This is a genomic window from Enterococcus casseliflavus (assembly GCF_029215545.1).
Lineage (GTDB): Bacteria > Bacillota > Bacilli > Lactobacillales > Enterococcaceae > Enterococcus_D > Enterococcus_D casseliflavus.
This window is the reverse complement of the sequence record NZ_CP119393.1, coordinates 1,466,744-1,486,663: the sequence shown is the minus strand read 5'-3', so window position 1 is coordinate 1,486,663 and position 19,920 is coordinate 1,466,744. Positions and strand designations below refer to the sequence as shown.

Here is a 19,920-nt window from a genome sequence, read left to right as displayed (position 1 = left end):
TGGATTGCTGGTTTTTGCTTATGCTTGAAAATAGGTTTTTGCCAGTTCTTGATAGAGCGCTTGGTTCTGCGGATCAGGAACAAATTTTTCATCTGGCTGATCTTGCCGCACAACAGAGCTTTTGTATAAATCATACAAGCCGAATATCGGTTCGTTTTCATCGGAAAGATAACAGGTCAGCCCCAACACATCCGCGGTCATTTGACCTAAAAGTTTTGTTTGAAAGAAACCACCACTTACAGTGACTGCCCCTTCCAACTGCGCCATTTGCTTTAATAAATCGATGTTCATCAGCATGCCTTCGATGACTGCCCGCAACATGTCTGAGCGATTGTGTTTCAGTGTCAAGCCAGAAAAGCCGCCTGTGATCTCATTTGTCCAAAAGGGTGCCCGCTCCCCGTTTAAATAGGGGAAAAAACGTAAGCCGTTACTGCCGATCGGCGACTCCTCCATGACTTGAGGCAGATAATGATAAAACGCATCAGGATCTTCTGATAAGGTCTCTTTTGCCCAAGCAAGGACACAGCCACCATTGTTTGAAGGTGCCCCTACGACATAGAGGTCATCTTGCAGATAGTAGCAAAAATTTTGTTTTTGGCGATCAAAGACGGTGGTCTCACTTACTTTACGAACCGCCGCACTGGTTCCGATCGTCAAGCTGTTGCGGATCCCTGTAGAAATATAGCCAGCATATGCTGCTAAACACCCATCGCTAGCCCCACACATCACTTCTACCTCAGGCTTCAAGCCACACCGCTGCGCCATCTCCTCGGTAATCAAAAAACGATCAGTCGGTGCACATAAAGGCGCTAACTGGGCTTTTGAAAGGGATAAATAATTGAGAATCTTTTGACTCCATTGCTTTTCTTTCAAAGAAAAAAGACCGGTCGCTGATGCGGTACTATAATCGATCCGTGCTTGTCCGGTAAACAACGCCATTGCTAGTTCTTTTAAGCCAAACCATTTCGTCTCTTTGGAATATGAACCATTCGTTTGAAAATAAGCCAGTTTCGCAAAGGGTGACATCGCATGGATCGGTGTCCCTGTCTCTTCATAAAACGTTGCCGCCAGATCCGTTTGACGAAAGGCCGTCATCGTTTGACTCGCTTGATTGTCTGACCAAATGTAAATCTCTTCTGCTGTCTCACCAGCCACTGGCATCAAACTGTGCATGGCGGTACTGAACCCGATCACTGTGATTGCCGCTTTTAATTGAGCGGGAATCGTTGTGACACCACTGATCAATTGGCTACTGATCTGGGTCGCTGATTGGGTCTGTTTTAACCCGTGGCTATGGGTTTTGATTGGTAATGACTGTGAGTAAATGATTTTCCGATCTTCAATGACCCCAAATTTTATGGCTGTCGTGCCGATATCAATCCCTAAAAACATCGCATTGCTCCCTCTCATCTGATTCAATTAGCTTTATTCTACCATAGTTAGTGGCATATTCTAGTATACCTGTCTGATCGTTTTGTTGATAAGACGTTTCGTGGTGATTTTCTTCAGAGAATTATCCTTCCACACCAAAAATCAAAAAAGAGAAAGATTCTTGGAGAATCTTCCTCTTTCAGTTATCCAATCAGCAAATGTTTCGCAAATGTGAAACAAATCAAGACAATCCTGGCCAGTAATCACCATTTTCCGAAACCAAATCATCGAGCAACTCTTTGGCTACTTTTGCGCTAGGAATCGTTTTGGAAAGGCTTAACGCTTGCCACATTTTTTGATAGCTCTTTTCCACATATGCTTCGACCACTAATTTTTCCACAGTCACCTGCTGAAACATCAGCGCTTGTTGGAAGGCAGGAATTTTTCCTTGAGCGAGGGCTTCTGGTCCATCAGAACCAACGATACATGGCACTTCCACCATGGCATCATCTGGGAAGTTCGCAATCGCGCCGTTGTTTTCCACAATCATGACCATTCGCTCATGCGTATTAAAAGCGATGGCGCGTGCCAAATCAACGATAAAGGTTGCATGGGCATCAATCTCAAAGGCGATCCCTTCAGCAGAGCCTTGGGCAGTGATCTTTTTGGCATGATCGAACACTCGTTTTTCCCGTCCTTCCATCACTTCATTGGAACGCGTATACTCTGGATGTTCTTTCATGTGTTCGTAGACGTAATCTGGGTATAAATAATACTTCAAGTACGTATTTGGCAGATATTCTGGTGTGAGCGCCAAGAGGTCTTTGGCTTTTTTGTGGGTGTCTTGCCAACTTGGGTCAGTATGTTGGGTATCCACTTCGATCTGCGTCAAATAGCCGTGTTCTGCAACGTAGTCACGAATGGTTTGAATGTACTCCGTGCCTTCTTTGTCTTTGACGCTGGTCCACCAGCCAAAATGATTCAAGCCAAAGTAGCGAACTTCTAGTTCCTCTGGCTGTTTGCCAATGATTTGCGACATGCGACGCAACGTGCCCACGGGCATGTCACAGATATTCAGAACCTTTGATTTCGGACGCAAGACCCGACACGCTTCAGCTACGATTGCAGCTGGATTGGAATAATTCAGCATCCAACAATCGGGGGAATATTTTTCCATGTAATCAATGATCTCCAGCATACCAGTAATGCTGCGCATCCCATAAGCGATCCCTCCTGGTCCACAGGTTTCTTGGCCAAAGACGCCATGACGCAAAGGGACTTTTTCATCTTTTTCCCGCATGTCATACTTTCCTACTCGGATATGCGCCATACAGAAGTCGACATCGCTGAAGGCTTCTTCAGGATCCGTCGTAAACGAAAATTCGATTTGCGGTGCTTGTTCTTTTAATAAAATCGCTAGGGCTTCACCAAGGATCGCTTGACGTGCTTCATCATTGTCGTATAGTTTCAGCTTTCTTAAAGGAAAGCGTTCTTGATTGTCAAGCAGCATCATAACGATTCCCGGGGTAAAAGTACTGCCGCCCCCTGCGATCACTACTGAAAAATTTTTCATCATTCAATCTCTCCTTCTCTTCCAAGATAATTTTCTAATTCTTCCCGCACTTTCGGCACGGTCAACCCGTAAACGACATGGACATTTTCACCGTTTTTGATCACGCCTTTGGCTTGTGTTTCGTCTTTTAGCAGTGCTTCATCCACGAGTTCAGGATCCTTTAGTTTTAAACGTAAGCGGGTATAGCAGTTGTCGATGGTTTTGATATTGTCATCGCCACCTAGCGCTTTGGTGATGATTGCTGAGATACTTGTTTCACTAGTTGGACTAGGGGCGGCTTGGTCACTCGCCATGACCCCGACACCTGCTCCAGCAAGTTGTTTTTCTTTGTACTCTTTCTTCGAATACAGTTTGGTCTCTGCCCCTTCTTCTTCACGACCGACCGTTTTCAAATTCAGTTTCGTGATCAAAAAGCGGAACAAGAAGTAATAAAGAAAGAAGAAGACGACCCCGACGATCAAGTACACTGGCCAGCGAGTTTTCTCGATCCCTAAGGGCAAGTTGTACAAAAGAAAGTCGATGAAGCCATTCGGTCCGATGGCGCGAGAACCAAAGAGATTTAACGCCACCATGCTCAAGCCGCTAAGGGCAGAATGAATGACGAACAAAACAGGTGCCACGAACATAAAAGAAAATTCGATCGGTTCAGTCACACCTGCAATAAAGGAAGTCACAACTGCGGGAATCAAAATGGCTTTGACTTTGACTTTATTTTCTGGTTTTGCCGTTTGATACATCGCCAAACAGGCACCGATCAGTCCAAACATTTTTGAGATCCCACGAGCGTCCCAAATGACACTTTGCGATAATACGCGGACTGCTGGGTCAGCAATTTCCGCAAAATAAATATTCCGTGCCCCTTCAAAGACTTGACCGCCAACTTCTGCGACACCGCCTAATGAAGTATACAAAAACGGCGTGTAGATCAAGTGATGCAAGCCAGTTGGAATCAATAAGCGTTCTAGCGTACCATACAAGAAGATACCAAAGTTGCCCGTTTGTTGAATGATGCCGCCTAAACCGTCGATGCCAGTTTGTATTACTGGCCATACAAACGTGGAAACGATGGCTAGCAACACGACGACCGGAATCAAGACAATAAAGACGAAGCGCGCGCCACCATAAACTTGAAAGGCATTGTTAAAGCTCGTATCGATGAAACGATTGTGGACCAATGCCACGACGATTCCTAAAATGATGCCAAGAAAGACCCCCATATCCAGCACTTGGATCCCTAAAACGATCGCTTGCCCTGAACCTTGAAGTGCATCGGCTGGAACCAACATCCCCCGAAGCTCCATGAATTTGTTCATGGCATTTAAGAAGACGAAATATCCCAACAACGCGGTAAATCCCGCTTCAGCCTTTTTCTTATTGGCTAGCCCTAGAGCGATCCCAACACAAAAAATAATGCCTAAATTGGTTAAAATCGGTAATAAGGAAGCGGATAAGATACTACCAAAACCGGTGGTTATCGGATTATCCAAAAAAGGAAACTGCTCAAGCAAGCGGACATTTGTAAACACATTCCCAACGGCAATCAATATCCCTGCGATCGGCAAAATCAAAACGGGCACAAACATTGCCTTGGAGAATTTCTGCATCGCATCCATCACTTTTTCTTTCATTGAGGAAACTCCTTTGTAGTTGATTTGTAGGTTCATTATAGGAAACATTTGTTACTAATAGAATAGCAAACGTTTTCAATTCAATGCGTTTCAAAGATTGGAACATGTTTCATCCTGTCTACTTCCTTGCTAGTGGCGAATACAAGCAAAAAACAGAGTGAATCAAGATTGATCCACTCTGTTTAGATGCAACACTTTTTGATAAAAATACAAGGGCCCAGACAGACAAAACAGATAGAAGATACTTGGTGCTGATTGCCATGTGAAGAAATAGCCGATCGCTGCTAGGACTAAAATTCCGATCCCTTTATGGTAGTGCATCATCGTAAAGAAAAAACTACTACGAAAAAGGTCAAACAGGTTTTGCCGATCTTGCAATTTTGATTGCATCACATACAGGTTAATGTTGTAGGACAACAAAAATGTAAGAAAAATGATGGTCAAAAAAGAGAAAAACAATGAATTCGTCAAAGCAGCAGAACGCCACAAGCTGAGTCCGCATAAAAATGAGAAGAGATTGAAGACCCCTAATGGTAGGGTCTTCAACAATGCGTTTTTGCTGTTTTTCAAGAAGGGGCGTAGCAGTTTTGCTTCAGGATGTTCATAAGCATCTACGACCGCTCGCATAGCTGCAGGAAACGTGATGATCGGAAACGACACCACCAAAAACAAGAGATTCAAAACCAGCATACGAAAAATAACTTCGCAAAGACGATAAAAACGACTCTCTAAAGCAAACATCACACACACACCTTTAGTTTAGTTTTTCAATATTTTCAGCGATTTTCTCATTTCGGTAATCAACGATTGCTGACCACCCATTGTTTTCTCGTTCTTGTAAGTAGTCTTCCCAAATCTGACGTCCCGCTTCTTCAGAGTCTGCTTGAATAAAGTTGACCAACGCTTGCACTCTTGCTGTGTTGATGGAAGTGAGGTTTCTTGCTTCAGAACCGGTGCGAGGATCAATGTCTTCGATCTCAAAACGTGGTGCTAACTTATCTTGAGACCATTCCACCATCTGACGAATCGATGTAGCTGGTTTTTGTCCCATTTGGATAGCATAATTGTCATTCCCAACAAACCAATAAGAACCTAGCCCAACTTCCTTGTCAAAACGAGCTATGTCCGAATTTCGTAAGGCCTCTGTTTCCTCTGAGTATTCAACCACGCCATCTACGAGGTTGTATGTTTCCCCTTCAATCCCAAAGGTCGTGACCATCGTGCCATATTCACTTGCCAAATAGGTCAAAAGCTCCATGGCTTTTTGGGGTTCTTTTGTCGACGTCGTGATAAAGGTTTGTGTCCATCCACCAATATTTCCGCCAGTAAAAGTGGAATCATCGCCATTCGAATTCTTCGGCCCATCGACGGCAATATAGGTTTGTTCAGGATTACGGGCATTATTGTCTGACATGAACTCATTGAGTCCTTTCGTGTTTGTATGCAAGTAAGCAAAGTAACGGCCCTGCCCTAGTTTTTCTTTCATCGTGTTGTCATTGTCTGAAAATTGGTCGTTGGTGATGTATCCTTCATTGTAAGCTTTTCTAAAAGTCTCGATCCACGTGATATACTCCTCATCAGCGTCTCGATCATTGAATTGCCCATCAACACTTGGTGCAATGCTTAGAAAATCTTGCAAAGTACCACCATAAGCGCCATCCCCGCCATTGGAAATGTCTAATGCAGTCGAAGCAAATGGGACTAATGCAGCACCATCATCTGCTGTCGGAAATGCTTCTTTTGCCCGTTTTAACGCATCTAAAAATCCTTCGGGCGTCGACATATCAGGTTCACCTAATGCTTCGTAAATATCTTTGCGGACAATGAAGACTTGATCTCCCACTACATTGCCGTCCTCATAATCTTGTGCAGTCGTTGAAAAGCTTGGGTATCCATAGATATTGCCATCTTCTAAAGTAAACCATTGAACAGATTCAGGCTTCGCTGCATGTTCTAGGAAATAAGGATCGTATTTTTCTGCCAAAAGATTCAGTGGTAAAGCAAATTTCGTCGCTTCGTTGGCAGCAGATAGATTTTTATCGAAGGTCATGATATCTGGCAGATCGCCTCCAGCTAACATCGTGTTAAGGTTCTCATCATTCCCTGAAATAAATTCGACATTGATATTCATATCTTCTTTGATTTTTCGCGTCACAGTATCTTTTCCCCAACCTGGCTGAGCATACCAATCAAAGTTGACATACCACTTCAAGGTCGCTTCATGGTCAGTGTCTTTTTGCCAGCTTGGGGTATCTTTGTCTGCTTCAAAGCGAGCTTCTGGCAGATCTTCTACTACAGCAGCCCCTTTTGACTCGCTGTTGGAATTACCACAGGCGCCTAATACCACGACTGATGTACATACGAGACCGATTCCTAAGAATAATTTGCTTGCTTTCATTTTTTTCTCTCCTTTTGTCTATTCTTTTACTGATCCAAGAGTCATCCCTTGAATAAAGTACTTTTGTAAAAATGGATAGATCACGACGACAGGAACCGTCGTTACCACCATGGTTGCTAATTGCAATGACTGAGAAGTCGTATTTCTGACCACATTGGTGCCTGTTGCTACTGCAGGCGATAGATTTTCCGAAACGATCCGAAATAGTAGCATTTGTAAAGGATATAAACTACGATCATCAACATAGATATTGGCGGTCATGTAGTCGTTCCACTGAAAGACGCCGTGGAATAATGCGATGGTTGCCAAAACTGGAAGGGACAATGGCAAAATGATTTTTACGAAAATAATAAAAGGATTGGCGCCATCCATCATGGCAGATTCTTCCAGCGAAAATGGAATGCTCCGGAAAAAATTCATCAAAATCACCATGTCGTAAAAAGAAAATAAGACAGGTATGATGTAAACCCAAAAATTATTTAACAAGCCGAGTTCTTTAAATAAGAGAAAGGTAGGAATCATCCCTCCAGAAACGAACATCGTTAAAATCCCCATGTTCATATAGATTTTCCGCCCCATTAAGTTTCTACGACTCATCCCGTAAGCAACCATCGCCGTCAATGCCGTATGCAAAACAACACCAATCACTGTTTTTGCAACTGAGATGACAAAGGCTTTATAGATCGCAGAATCTTCAAAAACGGTGTAGTAACTTTCTAGTGAAAATTCCCGTGGCCAGAAATAGATCCCCCCTCTTGCGGCATCGGTTGCATCATTGAAAGATAAGGCGACGATATTCCATAGTGGCAACGCAATGATGGCTAAGAAGAACACCATGAAAATCACATTGGCAGTATTGAAGATCTTCTCATCTTTTGAAAATGTTTGTTTCATACTTTCCCTCCTCTAAAAGACTGATTCATCACTGATTTTTTTTGTCAAAAGATGACTACCGACCACAAGGATCAATGAAACAACCGACACAAATAGACCAACGGCGGTCGCATAGGAGAAGTCTCCTTGTTGAATCCCCATTTTATAGACGAATGAATTAATGACTTCACTGGACTGATAATTGACAGGGTTTTGTAAGACGAGTGTTTGATCGAGGTTTGAACCCAATAACCCACCGACTGACAAAACAAATGTCAAGGCGATAATATGACGGATCGAAGGGATCGTGATCCGAGTGATCTGCTGAAACTTCGTGGCGCCATCCATTCTCGCTGCTTCATAAAGAGCTGGATTGATCCCTGTCATAGCAGCAATGTATAAAATCGTATTCCATCCAACTTCTTTCCAAATATCGGAAATGACTGCAATCGCCCAATATTTTTCGGGATCAGTCAAGAAGCGAATCGGTTCATCGATCAACCCAACACCTAACAGTAAATTATTGACCAAACCGGTATCAGACAACCACGTAATAAACATGCCTCCTAAGATGACCCAAGAAAGAAAATGCGGCAAATAAGACACCGTTTGAACGACCTTCTTCAAGCGCACATGAACGATTTCATTGATCAATACCGCTAAGCCAATCGCTGCTGGAAAACCAATCAGTAGTTTAAAAAAGCTGATGCCTAACGTATTACTCATCACCGTCCAAAACATTGAATCACTAAAAAATTCTTGGAAATATTGGGTACCGACCCACTCTGCATTCGCGATCGAATCAAGCACTGAGTAATCTTTAAATGCGATGACGATCCCGTATAGTGGGATAAAATTAAAAATAATCATCAGGATAATCCCTGGCCAAACCATTGCTTGATAAAAACTTTGGCCTTTTAGTTTCTGCAAAAAGGTTCTTTTCTTTGGGGTTGCTTTAAGTACGACTCCTTTAGATTCCATTGTTCCACCCTTTCTAAAACGCTTACTTTTTCATCTGAAGGAAATGAGTTACTTCCTTCGTTGGTTCATCAACTGATAGACCGCACCAATCATACCTGCATCGTTTTTTAATTTTGCACGTCGAATCGGTGCAATCGTGCGTCCTTCTAAGTAACCAATACTTTCATGGCGAGCTTTTAGCTGACAGAGGTTCTCTTCAAGCCTTGCCATAAACCCATCATTTTCACTGATCCCACCACCAATCAAAATCAGCTCGGGATCAAATGTACTGATCAAATTGAGCAAGCCCACCGATAAATCTTGAAAAAACTGTGCAAGCACTTGGTTCGCTACCACTTCTCCTTGCGCTCCTCGCTGAAAGATCTCCACCGCATCTTGAGGGAAATCACTCCGACCAAGCTGTTGAAGTGCCAACTGGTACTGATGGAAAAGACCACCCACGACAGCAGCTCTTTGGTTCAAGGAAACAGTTTCTAAATTTCCTTGGTCAGGTAAGCTATCGATCAGCATCCATCCGAATTCACCTGCCATGCCATGGCTGCCGCGATAGAGCTGATCATTAACAATGATCCCACCGCCAATGCCTGTACCGACGACAAGGCATAGATAGTTCTCACAGTTCTGTGCGTGCCCAAGCCATTTTTCAGCGATCGCCGCTGCATTGGCATCATTTTCAACCATGACCGGTAGCTTGACACGTTCTTCTATTTCTTGCTTTAAATTGATTCCATAAAGGGATTTGATTGATCCTGCTGTAATCATCGTGCCATCTTTTTGGATGATGCCCGGTGCGCTAATCCCGACACCATCGACTATTGCTTCTTGCTGCAATGATTTGATCAATGCTGTGATGGATTGCAAAAATCCCTCCTTTTCATGGATCGTCGGCATCTGTCCTTTTTTGACAATTTCACCGTTTTTCAAGATCACACCATATTTGATGGTGGTTCCTCCAACATCGATTCCAATAAACATTGCTTCACCCTCATTATTCATTTGCTTGTTTTGTCGATTGATTGATGCACAATTCCCCTGATAAAACGTAGGAGATCCCAATGGCATTTTCCTCAATCATTTCGATCAAGTGTTTGACTGCCGTGACCCCTTGCAATTGGATTGGATTTTTCACAGTCGTCAACCGAGGCATGAAATAGTCCAAAAGATCGATGCCATCAAAACCAATTACGCTGAAATCATCTGGCACCCGCCACTTGGTCTCATGGATCGCCTTGACCGTTCCGATCGCACTAAGATCATTTCCCGCCAGAAACGCTGTGGGTAAATCTTTCTGCTCTAGCAAAAACTGTTGCACACGGACTCTCGTTCGTTCTTCTTCAAAGAACCCTTGCAATTGATAGTCCGACCGTTTAGAAACCCCTGCCTCGTTTAATGCTTCTAAATACCCTCTTAAGCGCTCATCACTATCATAAACACCAGTAATACCACTGATAAAGGCAATTTTTTTGTGACCAAGTGATAAAAGATACTCGGTGGCTGCTTTTCCTTTTTCGAAAGAATCAAAGACTACACTGCCGAAGTTCTTTTCTTGAATGTTTCGATCGATAAAGACGGCTTTGATTTGTTCTCGTTCCATCGCAGCCAAATCCTGCTTCGTTAAAAAATCTTCAAATCCAATAATGCCATCAACAACACCACCTAAAATACTATTTAGGACAACACGCTTATCTGCAGATAAAAACACGTTGACTGCATACCCATGTTTTTCTGCCTCTCTGGCAATGGCTTCAACTAGTACGCTAAAGTAGGGGCCCTTAATGCTGGTAGTGTAAAAACCAAGCGTCTTGGTTTTCGTGTTTTTTAATTGTTTGCCCATCAAATTTGGGACATAATGCAACCGCTGCGCGGCAGCCATCACACGTTCTTTCGTTGCGGGCCGAACAACATCGACACCGTTTAATGCTTTAGACACGGTCGCAATCGACACGTTTGCCTCCTTTGCCACTTCCCGAATCGTGATTCGATTTGTCAAATGATTCTCCCCTCCTGAACGATTCTTCCCAAAAATAAAAACGTTTTTATTTTGCTGAAAAATCAACGACCACTCTAAGGTTGGCCATCCGATAAACCAACTATATATAAAAACGTTTTCACCCGCAATGGTTCTAGGACTAGTTGGCGCATGTACCAGCACCTTGAAACCTGTGCCACCTTGGTACAAGTTGTACCCGAAAAAAAAAGCCTCGAAAGGCTTTTAAATCGTGAGCGTACCAATCAACTTCGCTGAGGCAGCAGCAAAGCCAAGGTATAAGGAAATCGTACCAGGATCACTTTTTGTCGAGAAATCGGAATGAACATAAGCAAAATCCTCTGGTGTAACATAGAATGAATGCTGCCTTTCTTCGGCTGCAGCAAGATGGATTTTTTGCCATTGTTTTAATTCCCGCATCGGTCGCGCTACTTCTGTAACATCGTCTCTGCTATAGAGTTGCAGTGTCGTGGTATGCGGTACATCTCCCTCATTTTTCAGCGTGCAGCTGACCTCAAATGGTGCATCCTTTTCCTGAGGATTAATGATTTGGGTGTGGGTGATCGTGCATCGACCATAGCCCATCCCCGAGCCAAAAGAAAACAATGGCTCATTTTTTTCATCCATATAACGCGAAATATATTTTTGATCACTATTCTCTTCAGTCAGTGGACGCCCTGTAGAGAGTTGAGCATAAGTCAACGGCAACTGTCCTTCTGCCCTTGGAAAACTCATAGCTAAACGTCCTTGCGGTTCAGATTCGCCCATCAACAAATCTGCCAACGCATTGCCTCCTTCTGATCCAGGGAACCAAGCAATCATGATGGCTTGGCAAAGAGGCTCGATGGCGGTCAAAACCAGTGGTCTGCCACAGAAAAGAATCGTTGCGATCCTAGGATTGACCTGACTTACTGCTTCAATCAATGCTTCTTGCTTTCTTGATAAAGAAAGTTTGGTCAAACTTGCCGCTTCTCCCGCTTCCTCGCTAGTTTCCCCCAGAGCCAATAAAACAACCTCAGCTTCTTTAGCAACTTTACACGCCTCATCAATAAAGGTGCTCGTCAGTATTTCCCCGTCAGGATACGATAAGACAGTTAAGTCAATTTCTTTTTGAGAAAGCCCCTCCGCTAAGGAGACCGCAGCCTCCGGTTTGCCGATCCACGACCAAGCCCCCAAAAGATCCTTCGAAGCTGCTTTGGGGCCGATCAATGCGACCTTTTGCTTTTTCTGCAACGGTAACAGTGCTTGGTTTTTCAGAAGAACTGTTGTTTTCTTTGCTGCTTCTCGTGAAAGAAGACGGGTTTCCTTTAGGAGTCTAGGCGTTAATTTTTCCGGTGCTAACCCTCTATAAGGGTCTTCAAAAAGGCCTAGCTTGTTCTTTAAATGTAGCACATGAAAAACCGCCTTATTCAACTGCTCTTTCATAGCAGGATCTGCCTGAATGATTTGCTCCAGTGCGTTCAAATAGCAATCACTCATCATATCCATTTCGACACCTGCAGTAAAAGCTTTCTGTGCGGCTTCCTTTCGATCAGCAGCTACACGATGCGCCATCAATTCCGCCACCGCTGCCCAATCTGAGATGATCAAGCCGTCAAACCCAAGCTTTTCTCGCAATACTTCCTGCAACAATGGTTGATTGGCTGTGGCCGGCACACCATGGATCGTATTAAAAGAAGTCATGACCAATTCTGCACCAGCTTCAATCGCCGCCTGAAACGCGGGCAGATAATTTTGGTAGAGCTCCAGATCAGACAAATCGACAGTATGGTAATCCCGGCCGCCTTCTGCAGCGCCATAGCCGATAAAGTGTTTGACACAAGCAGCAATTCGCTGTTTATTTTCTGCAAGGGAAGCAGTTCCTTGATACCCTCGTACATAAGCAGCCGTCAACACCGCAGATAAGGTCGGATCTTCCCCATTACTTTCCAAGACCCTTCCCCAGCGCGCGTCTTTAACATGATCCGCCATCGGTGAAAACGTGACATGGACACCAGCTTCTGCCGCTTCTTTTGCTGAAGCTTTAGCAACTTCTTCCACTAACTGCGCATCAAAGGAAGATGCTAAGGCCAGTGGAATTGGGAAAATCGTTTCATACCCATGGATAACATCTGCCATAAAAACAAGAGGAATCTTTAAGCGACTTTTCTCAAGATAAGACGTTTGGATGGCATACACTTGTTCCGCAGTATGAGTGCCCAACACAGAACCAATCGAAAATAATTGGTCTTCACTCATGTGCCATTGTTGCATCGGACCGGTGATTTCTCCTCCTTGCGCAAAAAAATCTGGCGTCAATTGGACCAACTGGCCCACTTTTTCAGCTACAGTCATTTGGTCAATCAGTTCTTTTAGTTTTACGGTTTCCACTATTATTCTCTCCAATCATTAGGCTCTCTTCTTTTGCTTATCGAACTTGCGGCATTTGCTCCTTCTTAGCAGAAGCAACATGTTGCCGATTCCTTTCATTCAGTATAATTAAAAACGTTTTCAAAAAAAGACGGTCTTCATACTTTGGTGCAACTCATGGCAAAAAGGAAAAATCTTCATCATGGTACAAGGTGTACCATAAATAATGGATAACACCAAATCCCCTGATACATCCGACATTGTGTCTTCTCCGATGCTAACAAAAAGAAGCTGCAATTCGCTGCAGCTTCTTTTTGTTTATTGTTAAGGAACAAATGAAAGTTCCCAAAGAATGGTTGCTGAATATCTCGTGGCTTGAGGAGTCGCACTAATTGGCACCTCAAGTTTGACACTTTGATCCATTGTGTCTCGATCGCCAAAGCGCTGGACCCAAGTGCCTCTGCCTTGGTTGGCACCTGCTTGTGCGATTATCTCCGCATTTCCAACAGTCAGTGCTGCTTGCTTTTTATGAGTAGGTGGATCAGACACGTTTTCTCGAGTCGTTACTACATCGATATTGTCTAATAAAATTCTAGCACCAGTCAGTTGATGCCCTTCATCACTTTCAAAAGGCTCTCGTAAGGTTGCACGGAGGGTCCAACCGGAATTTTCCCGCCTCCGATCTGAAACCTGCACATAATTAGGGCGTAGATTATCATTTGGATCAGCCGGCTGAAGGAGTTTTTGCGGCAGGGCATCATAGGTCGTCGTTTCTGACCGAATGCCAACTGTCCCAAACTGGAATTGGGAAACAAAATCCAAGCTGACAAACCCTTGTTCTTCATCAATCTCAGGCGGATTCTCAGGGTTTACTTGCGTATCCGGATCAAAAGGGTCTACTGGTTGCGGAGTACTTTCCAAACCATAAACCAGCCAGTATTCTTGTTCATCTCGGGTGACGCTTGTTTCCAGCGGCTGACCGTCCCGCTCGTAAAGATATTGATAATAAGGAATCTCCACAGGCAGGATATCAACCGATTCATTTACGAATTCTCCTTGATAGGTTGGTTCCCTCAGTGCTCCCCCTTCTTCATCTATGTGATTGATCTTGATGTTCGATGGCACGCGATCAAATAAAAAAGTCACCTCCTGATGGAAAGGCTGCGGCATAATGTCAAATGTATCTGGGTCAAAGTATTCTGCTTCATACTCAACACCATAATAGTCATACCCTAACTGATAGGGTTCATCGCTCTCTCGGTTCTTGGGATCCAGTGTATGAAGAAAACGTAACGGCAGATCCAGTGTTTCAGCAGGAAGAATAGGCTCTCCTGTCTCTCGATCCAGATAGTTTACATGGACGGTTCCAGTACCAATGTAGTAGTTCATTTCTTCAAAATAAAAGGTATGGCGATCACTTCTCGCACCTGTACTGCCGGCTATAATAAATGCCATTGCAGAAACATCAGCGGGCTGCCAATCAGTGATATCACGTCGCCAAATCCGATCTCTATACGTAACTTGAAACCAGCGACCTTCATTATTTGGCTGATATTCAATTAGGATCGGGTCATCTGCTCCATTTCTAGCACCCGTAGTTGCTGCTGGAGCATCACCTTCCATATATGTTTCCAGTAATAACGGCGTCCTATGATAGATAAAGCCAGCAAAGGGCGCTCCATTGACAGCTATAGGGTCTCTTTCAACGATAAACCTATTCTGGTCAAAAAATCCTCTGGTAGTATTATAGTTATTGTCTAGTTTAAAAGCAAAAGCATCCCTCAAACCTCCGATTCCAAACGCATTGCCCTCATAACCTATTCTATTGGTCTCAGAATTGTGAAAGCCAAATGCCATACCGTCAGCACCAAGTGGTTTAGACCCAATATTGGCTTTACCTTTAAGCGTAAATGGCTGATCCAGACTAATTCTGTCTTTTAAGGTAACATAACCGACTGACCCAGTTATATCTTCTGTTAGTACTAATAGCCCAGTTTCATCATTGTAAGTAGCAGTATTTTCGTCACCTTCGATAGCAAAGTGTTCTCTAAAATTGCTTTTGTTAATTGTCACTTCGACCATCTGTCCACTTCTATCATCTACTTCTGGCTCTCTCGCTTCCGCATCCGCAGCTTGATCTGCTTCCGCAGAGTCATTCTCTTCTTCCGTCGAATCAGTGTCTTCGGCATCCGTATGATCTAAGATCAGCAGGCGCTGCGTAGCAGTCTCGGCAACGATGATCTCATATTCTCCGATCGTATCCACAAGAATCGGTAAGACAAAAGTCGTTTGTGGGGTCTCGCTGTTCAGCTGCCATACACCTTCGTGGTCTGTTGCTACCACCGTTAGTTCATCGTTCAAAGCTTCCTGATCAATGCTTACTTCCTGAGGCAACATGATGTCCACCGTTTCGAGGGCAACTTCTGAGTAGAAAATAAAATCTATTACGTGCTCGACCTCGCCTTGGATCAGTTCCTCCGCAAAGGAGATTTCTCCACTCACTTCATCGTCGGCCTTCTCCCCGTGTTCTTCCTCTGGTGTCCACGAAAAAATCGTCTCGGCATTCATGATTGTTAATGTTGTAATCAGTGGGAGTAAGGCAAGTAGAACCAGCAACCACTTATTTTTTTTGCGAAAAAATGAGTTCATCGCATTCACTCCTAAATGTCATTTCTCTTATTTTCCCCATGGGATCTAGCCCCACTTAGGGAATGTTGATTTCCCTTTTTTGATAAGTTGTTTTACTACGTATATGTTAAGTGCGGTGATCAGCAAGAGACTTCCGAGAATCACCCAATCCAACCGTTGAATGAAGTTTGTCTGGGGCAGCTGCCCGCCGGGTTTACCCGTGTCTTGCGGTGGACGCGGAACAGGACCGGTTGGTGGAGATGGTTCTGGTTGATCCAAAGGCTCATAAATCCCGGTAAACCCCACTGTCCCCTCCGTTTCCGTTGAACGTCTCTCCTCGCCAAAACTCGTTCTTGTAAACCCGAAAGCGAACAATAAGACCAAACATACTTTCAAAGCCCTTCCTCTAATTGACGCACCGTTAATATCCATTCTCCCTCCTCCTTGTGAGTTGTTCATTTCGAAAACCATCGTTTTTGAGACGTGTTATTTTATTATGGCCAATCTCTTTACAAAAGCCTAAATAGTACTGTTTAAATGGGATTCATTCTATTTTGATCGTAGTCGTATTTGATATCTCAAAAACGATGGTTTTCAAACATGTCATACTAATTATATCGATGTTCTACTTAGAATAAAATTCACGATATTCCTCGATCGATGAATATCCTGCATGGAGTTTAAAAAAACATACGTTTCATTCTTATGTTATTGTTGCAATTACTTTAGAAACTTGCCATCACCCTTTTATACAACAAAAAGCTCAATGATCTTAGATTACGTTGTTCTCGTAATCCTCGACACCTTGAATCGATGCTTCATGTCAGGCGTCCCTCTCATTTTATTTAAACAAGACTGAACCGTAATTAGCTTGTTAAAATGCAAAAAAAACTGGTCCAAAAGTCATCAAGAGAAAAGCATCTTGATCCATTGAACCAGTTTGTTTTTTCATTTATTAAAGGAAAAACGTTTCTCATTCCCCTGCAGATAAAGAAAACTGACGAACCGTCTCCGACAACGCTTCGACTAAGAAAAGGCAAGGAATTTGCGTCGTCAAATCTTCATACTTGTTGATGCGTTTTACATCAACTGAATAGTCCAAGACATAATCGGACATTCGTCCCAGAGTGCTATTGGCGTCACTGGTGATCGCTACCGTGGTGAAGTCTGGATTGTTACGAAACCCATTGACGACTTCAATGATCTCGGTAGTCGTTCCCGTGATGGAAAGGACGACGATCATATTATCCGAAGTATGCTTCAGCTTAGCAAAAATGGGGTACGTATTATCCACTAATGCATAGCTATTAAACCCAATCGTAGCAAAACGGCGGGCAGCGTATTCACACATGGAACCAGAGGCACCGATGCCATAAAAAATGATGTTGTCGCATTCCAACATTCTTTCTGCGATCCGACGAATCTTTCCTTCAATATCTCGCGGAAAATGTTCAGCATTCAGGACATTCATGCTGCTATAAAAACTAACGGCATCTAATTCAGGGACTTTAAACTGGGTACGAAACTCCGTAAAGCTTTCGTACCCTAATTTACGGATAAAGCGCATGACCGAAGAAGCTGAAGTGTGGGATTCAAGCGCGATCTCCCGGACACGCATGTAAGGAATTTTATCACTTTGGCTGGACATGTAATGATAGATTGCACGATCGGTCTCTGATAACTCATTGAAATCGATTTTTCCAAAAAAAGACATGTTAAACGCTCCTATTTTTTTGTTCTCCTATCAATGTACCATAAGCAGGCAGAAACATCACAACTGTTTGACAAGGAACAATTCCATCGGCTGATCAAATCCAGGACTTGTCAAAAGTAACCCACCGGCATCTTGGTAACCGAGTTTGCGATAGAAATGCTGTGCCTGCTCGTCGACTTGTGTGGAAGTCAAGCAAAGAGCGTGGCCAGCTGCTTTTTGCTGTTGTTCCCAATAAGTAACCAACCGTTTCCCGAGTCCCTTGCCTTGATGCGCTTCTGCGATCACTAACATGGTACAAAAAGGAATCGTGTCCCAGAAAAAATTGTAGCGTAGCAACCCTACTGGCTGGTCGTCTGCAACTACAACATAAGCAGTTTTTTCCATTATCTTTTTGGCGAAGACTTCCGTTGGTAAGTGAGTATCCAAAGAAAACCAAAATGCTTGATCTGCAGCTATTGCCGGTCGAATCGTAATCACTGATTTTTCGTCCCTTCCTGCTGTCTTTTTTGTCTTATCTTTGAAAAATGGTCTATTTTAGTCACTTTCCGTCTTTTCGTATTCAGAAAGCAATGCTAAAAAGGCGTCGCCATACTTATCCAACTTGTTTTGGCCAACTCCTTTGATCTGTAAAAACTCGATCGGCGTTTTTGGCTGAACTTCCGCCAATTCTCGTAGTGTTTTATCAGAAAAAACCACATACGGCGGCAAATTTTGTTCTTGTGCGAGATTCAATCGTAAGGTGCGCAGTTGATCGAATAGCTCATCGTCCACCACTAACTGTTTGACTTTGGTTTGTTTTCTATAAACTTTTGCTTTTCCAAGCAACACATCAATCCCCGCATTGGTCACACTTAACAACGGGTATTGCCCTTCAGACGGCAAAAGATACCCTGATGCTGTTAAATAATCGATCAGCTGATTGACTTCCTTTTGGGACCAATCTTTCATTAATCCATAAGTTGGTAACTTTTCAAAGCCCCACTGTTTGACTTTTTGATCGCCTGAGCCAGTTAGCACTTTCCCCACCAAAGCTTTCCCAAAGCGTTCGCCCATTCGTTTCACACATGACAACACTTTTTGTGTATCCACTGTGATATCCACTTGTTCTCTTTCATCAAGACAATTGCTGCAACGACCGCAATCGGATCCATCTTCTCCGAAATAACGCAAAATATAGCGCTGCAAACACAGTTGGGTATGTCCGTATTGGCTCATCTCCCGCAACTTCAAGTATTCGTTTTGGCGATAAAGAATGTCTGATTCGGATTGATCGATAAAGAATTGCTGGATCTGCATGTCTTGCGGAGCATAAAGCAAGATCGCATCACTAGGTTCCCCATCTCGTCCAGCACGCCCTGCTTCTTGATAATAAGACTCCAAATTACCTGGTATCTGGGCATGGATCACGAAGCGGACGTTGCTTTTGTTGATTCCCATTCCGAATGCATTGGTGGCTACCATCACTTGTAGGCGGTCATAGAGAAATTCTTCTTGAAAAAAGGAGCGCTCTTCTTCTGAAAGCCCGCCATGGTAATACCCGACTGACACGTGTTCATGCTTCAGCAGGTGATAGATTCGTTCCACTTCTTTGCGGGTGCTGGCGTAAATAATACCTGATTGTCCTTGGTTCATTTTCAAATACGTCGTTATGTAGGTATCTTTTTGATCCTTGACGACTTGAAAAGCCAAATTTTCCCGCGCAAACCCGGTCTTGACTTGATTTTCAGCTGGAATCGAAAGTAAGTTTTCGATGTCTTCGGCAACTTTGGGCGTAGCTGTCGCGGTAAGGGCTACGATCGTTGGCTTTTGTTCCCAATTGTCGATCGTTTCGGCGAGCCGCAGATAGCTCGGGCGAAAATCGTGCCCCCATTGGGAAATACAGTGGGCCTCATCAACGGCTAACAAAGCGATCGGCATCTGCCGCAGCGAATAGCGAAAAGCTTCTGAGTCTAGACGTTCTGGAGAAACGTACAGCAGCTTGATTCGTCCTTGACGAGCTTCTTGCAAGCGTTGATTGATCTGTGCCCCTGTCAAGGAAGAATTGATGTAGGCAGCTGGAATCCCCATATCAACGAGGCTGTCTACTTGATCTTTCATTAATGAAATCAAAGGGGAGATGACCAAGGTCACTCCATCCAGCAAAAGCGCTGGCAATTGATAACAAATGGATTTCCCTCCACCTGTGGGCATGATCCCCAAAACATTTTGTTGTGTTAAAATAGATTGAATAATCGTCTCTTGACCTTCACGAAACTGTGAATAGCCAAAATGTTCTTTTAAGACTGTTTGAATAGTTTGCATAATACCCTCTTTTCCATTTCCTTATTATACGCAATTAAGTACGCAAAGAAAACGGCATTAAGAGAACTTTCGCTTTTTATTCGCTTTTCATTGAAATCAACCAAAGGAGTCTTCTAC

At 43.6% G+C, this 19,920-nt stretch carries 15 protein-coding genes; all 15 read right to left on the bottom strand.

Annotation, left to right across the window (positions count from 1 at the left end; genetic code table 11):
• Positions 1 to 18: 18 nt before the first annotated feature.
• The 15 genes from P0G38_RS07255 to recQ all read right to left on the bottom strand — a co-directional run bounded on the left by P0G38_RS07255 (position 19) and on the right by recQ (position 19,803).
• A complete protein-coding gene (locus tag P0G38_RS07255; protein ID WP_010749542.1) occupies positions 19 to 1,392 on the bottom strand; it encodes a gluconokinase in 1,374 nt (457 codons plus the stop codon).
• 220 nt (positions 1,393 to 1,612) lie between these two features.
• The gene (locus P0G38_RS07250) at positions 1,613 to 2,944 is read right to left on the bottom strand and encodes a 6-phospho-alpha-glucosidase (protein WP_034858513.1); all 1,332 of its coding nucleotides are present in this window, start codon (positions 2,942 to 2,944) and stop codon (positions 1,613 to 1,615) included.
• Positions 2,944 to 4,572 carry a PTS transporter subunit EIIC gene (locus P0G38_RS07245; RefSeq protein ID WP_115232480.1) on the bottom strand — a complete coding sequence of 543 codons (1,629 nt, stop codon included), beginning with the start codon at positions 4,570 to 4,572 and terminating at the stop codon, positions 2,944 to 2,946. Before P0G38_RS07245 ends, P0G38_RS07250 begins: the two co-directional genes overlap by 1 nt.
• A gap of 162 nt (positions 4,573 to 4,734) precedes the next feature.
• Positions 4,735 to 5,313: a YesL family protein gene (locus P0G38_RS07240; protein ID WP_115232481.1), complete on the bottom strand. Its 579-nt coding sequence runs from the start codon at positions 5,311 to 5,313 to the stop codon at positions 4,735 to 4,737.
• A 13-nt stretch (positions 5,314 to 5,326) separates the two neighbouring features.
• Positions 5,327 to 6,970 carry a type 2 periplasmic-binding domain-containing protein gene (locus P0G38_RS07235; protein WP_016610972.1) on the bottom strand — a complete coding sequence of 548 codons (1,644 nt, stop codon included), beginning with the start codon at positions 6,968 to 6,970 and terminating at the stop codon, positions 5,327 to 5,329.
• 18 nt (positions 6,971 to 6,988) lie between these two features.
• Positions 6,989 to 7,864 carry a carbohydrate ABC transporter permease gene (locus P0G38_RS07230; protein ID WP_005236529.1) on the bottom strand — a complete coding sequence of 292 codons (876 nt, stop codon included), beginning with the start codon at positions 7,862 to 7,864 and terminating at the stop codon, positions 6,989 to 6,991.
• Between the two features lie 12 nt (positions 7,865 to 7,876).
• Positions 7,877 to 8,824 (bottom strand): ABC transporter permease, encoded by a 948-nt coding sequence (locus tag P0G38_RS07225; RefSeq protein ID WP_016610970.1) that lies wholly within the window; start codon positions 8,822 to 8,824, stop codon positions 7,877 to 7,879.
• A gap of 48 nt (positions 8,825 to 8,872) precedes the next feature.
• Positions 8,873 to 9,799: an ROK family protein gene (locus P0G38_RS07220; RefSeq protein WP_181409206.1), complete on the bottom strand. Its 927-nt coding sequence runs from the start codon at positions 9,797 to 9,799 to the stop codon at positions 8,873 to 8,875.
• 13 nt (positions 9,800 to 9,812) lie between these two features.
• Positions 9,813 to 10,814, bottom strand: a complete 1,002-nt coding sequence (locus tag P0G38_RS07215; RefSeq protein ID WP_275854831.1) for a LacI family DNA-binding transcriptional regulator — start codon at positions 10,812 to 10,814, stop codon at positions 9,813 to 9,815.
• A gap of 222 nt (positions 10,815 to 11,036) precedes the next feature.
• Complete coding sequence (locus P0G38_RS07210) at positions 11,037 to 13,181, bottom strand: glycoside hydrolase family 3 N-terminal domain-containing protein (RefSeq protein ID WP_275854829.1); 2,145 nt, start codon at positions 13,179 to 13,181, stop codon at positions 11,037 to 11,039.
• Positions 13,182 to 13,484: 303 nt separating this feature from the next.
• Positions 13,485 to 15,809 (bottom strand): lectin-like domain-containing protein, encoded by a 2,325-nt coding sequence (locus P0G38_RS07205; protein ID WP_275854827.1) that lies wholly within the window; start codon positions 15,807 to 15,809, stop codon positions 13,485 to 13,487.
• Between the two features lie 45 nt (positions 15,810 to 15,854).
• Entirely contained in the window at positions 15,855 to 16,220 is a 366-nt protein-coding gene (locus P0G38_RS07200) for a hypothetical protein (RefSeq protein WP_008381556.1), read from the bottom strand.
• A 541-nt stretch (positions 16,221 to 16,761) separates the two neighbouring features.
• The gene (locus P0G38_RS07195; RefSeq protein ID WP_074535191.1) at positions 16,762 to 17,502 is read right to left on the bottom strand and encodes a MurR/RpiR family transcriptional regulator; all 741 of its coding nucleotides are present in this window, start codon (positions 17,500 to 17,502) and stop codon (positions 16,762 to 16,764) included.
• A gap of 57 nt (positions 17,503 to 17,559) precedes the next feature.
• Complete coding sequence (locus P0G38_RS07190) at positions 17,560 to 17,979, bottom strand: GNAT family N-acetyltransferase (RefSeq protein ID WP_275854824.1); 420 nt, start codon at positions 17,977 to 17,979, stop codon at positions 17,560 to 17,562.
• A gap of 57 nt (positions 17,980 to 18,036) precedes the next feature.
• The gene (gene recQ, locus P0G38_RS07185; protein ID WP_275854822.1) at positions 18,037 to 19,803 is read right to left on the bottom strand and encodes a DNA helicase RecQ; all 1,767 of its coding nucleotides are present in this window, start codon (positions 19,801 to 19,803) and stop codon (positions 18,037 to 18,039) included.
• Positions 19,804 to 19,920 lie beyond the last annotated feature (117 nt).

Bases quoted from the DNA above. Each gene is read 5' to 3' on its own strand.
- P0G38_RS07255 (WP_010749542.1), bottom strand. From the start codon at position 1,392: ATGTTTTTAGGGATTGATATCGGCACGACAGCCATAAAATTTGGGGTC.
- P0G38_RS07250 (WP_034858513.1), bottom strand. From the start codon at position 2,944: ATGAAAAATTTTTCAGTAGTGATCGCAGGGGGCGGCAGTACTTTTACC.
- P0G38_RS07245 (WP_115232480.1), bottom strand. From the start codon at position 4,572: ATGAAAGAAAAAGTGATGGATGCGATGCAGAAATTCTCCAAGGCAATG.
- P0G38_RS07240 (WP_115232481.1), bottom strand. From the start codon at position 5,313: ATGTTTGCTTTAGAGAGTCGTTTTTATCGTCTTTGCGAAGTTATTTTT.
- P0G38_RS07235 (WP_016610972.1), bottom strand. From the start codon at position 6,970: ATGAAAGCAAGCAAATTATTCTTAGGAATCGGTCTCGTATGTACATCA.
- P0G38_RS07230 (WP_005236529.1), bottom strand. From the start codon at position 7,864: ATGAAACAAACATTTTCAAAAGATGAGAAGATCTTCAATACTGCCAAT.
- P0G38_RS07225 (WP_016610970.1), bottom strand. From the start codon at position 8,824: ATGGAATCTAAAGGAGTCGTACTTAAAGCAACCCCAAAGAAAAGAACC.
- P0G38_RS07220 (WP_181409206.1), bottom strand. From the start codon at position 9,799: ATGTTTATTGGAATCGATGTTGGAGGAACCACCATCAAATATGGTGTG.
- P0G38_RS07205 (WP_275854827.1), bottom strand. From the start codon at position 15,809: ATGAACTCATTTTTTCGCAAAAAAAATAAGTGGTTGCTGGTTCTACTT.
- P0G38_RS07200 (WP_008381556.1), bottom strand. From the start codon at position 16,220: ATGGATATTAACGGTGCGTCAATTAGAGGAAGGGCTTTGAAAGTATGT.
- P0G38_RS07195 (WP_074535191.1), bottom strand. From the start codon at position 17,502: ATGTCTTTTTTTGGAAAAATCGATTTCAATGAGTTATCAGAGACCGAT.
- recQ (WP_275854822.1), bottom strand. From the start codon at position 19,803: ATGCAAACTATTCAAACAGTCTTAAAAGAACATTTTGGCTATTCACAG.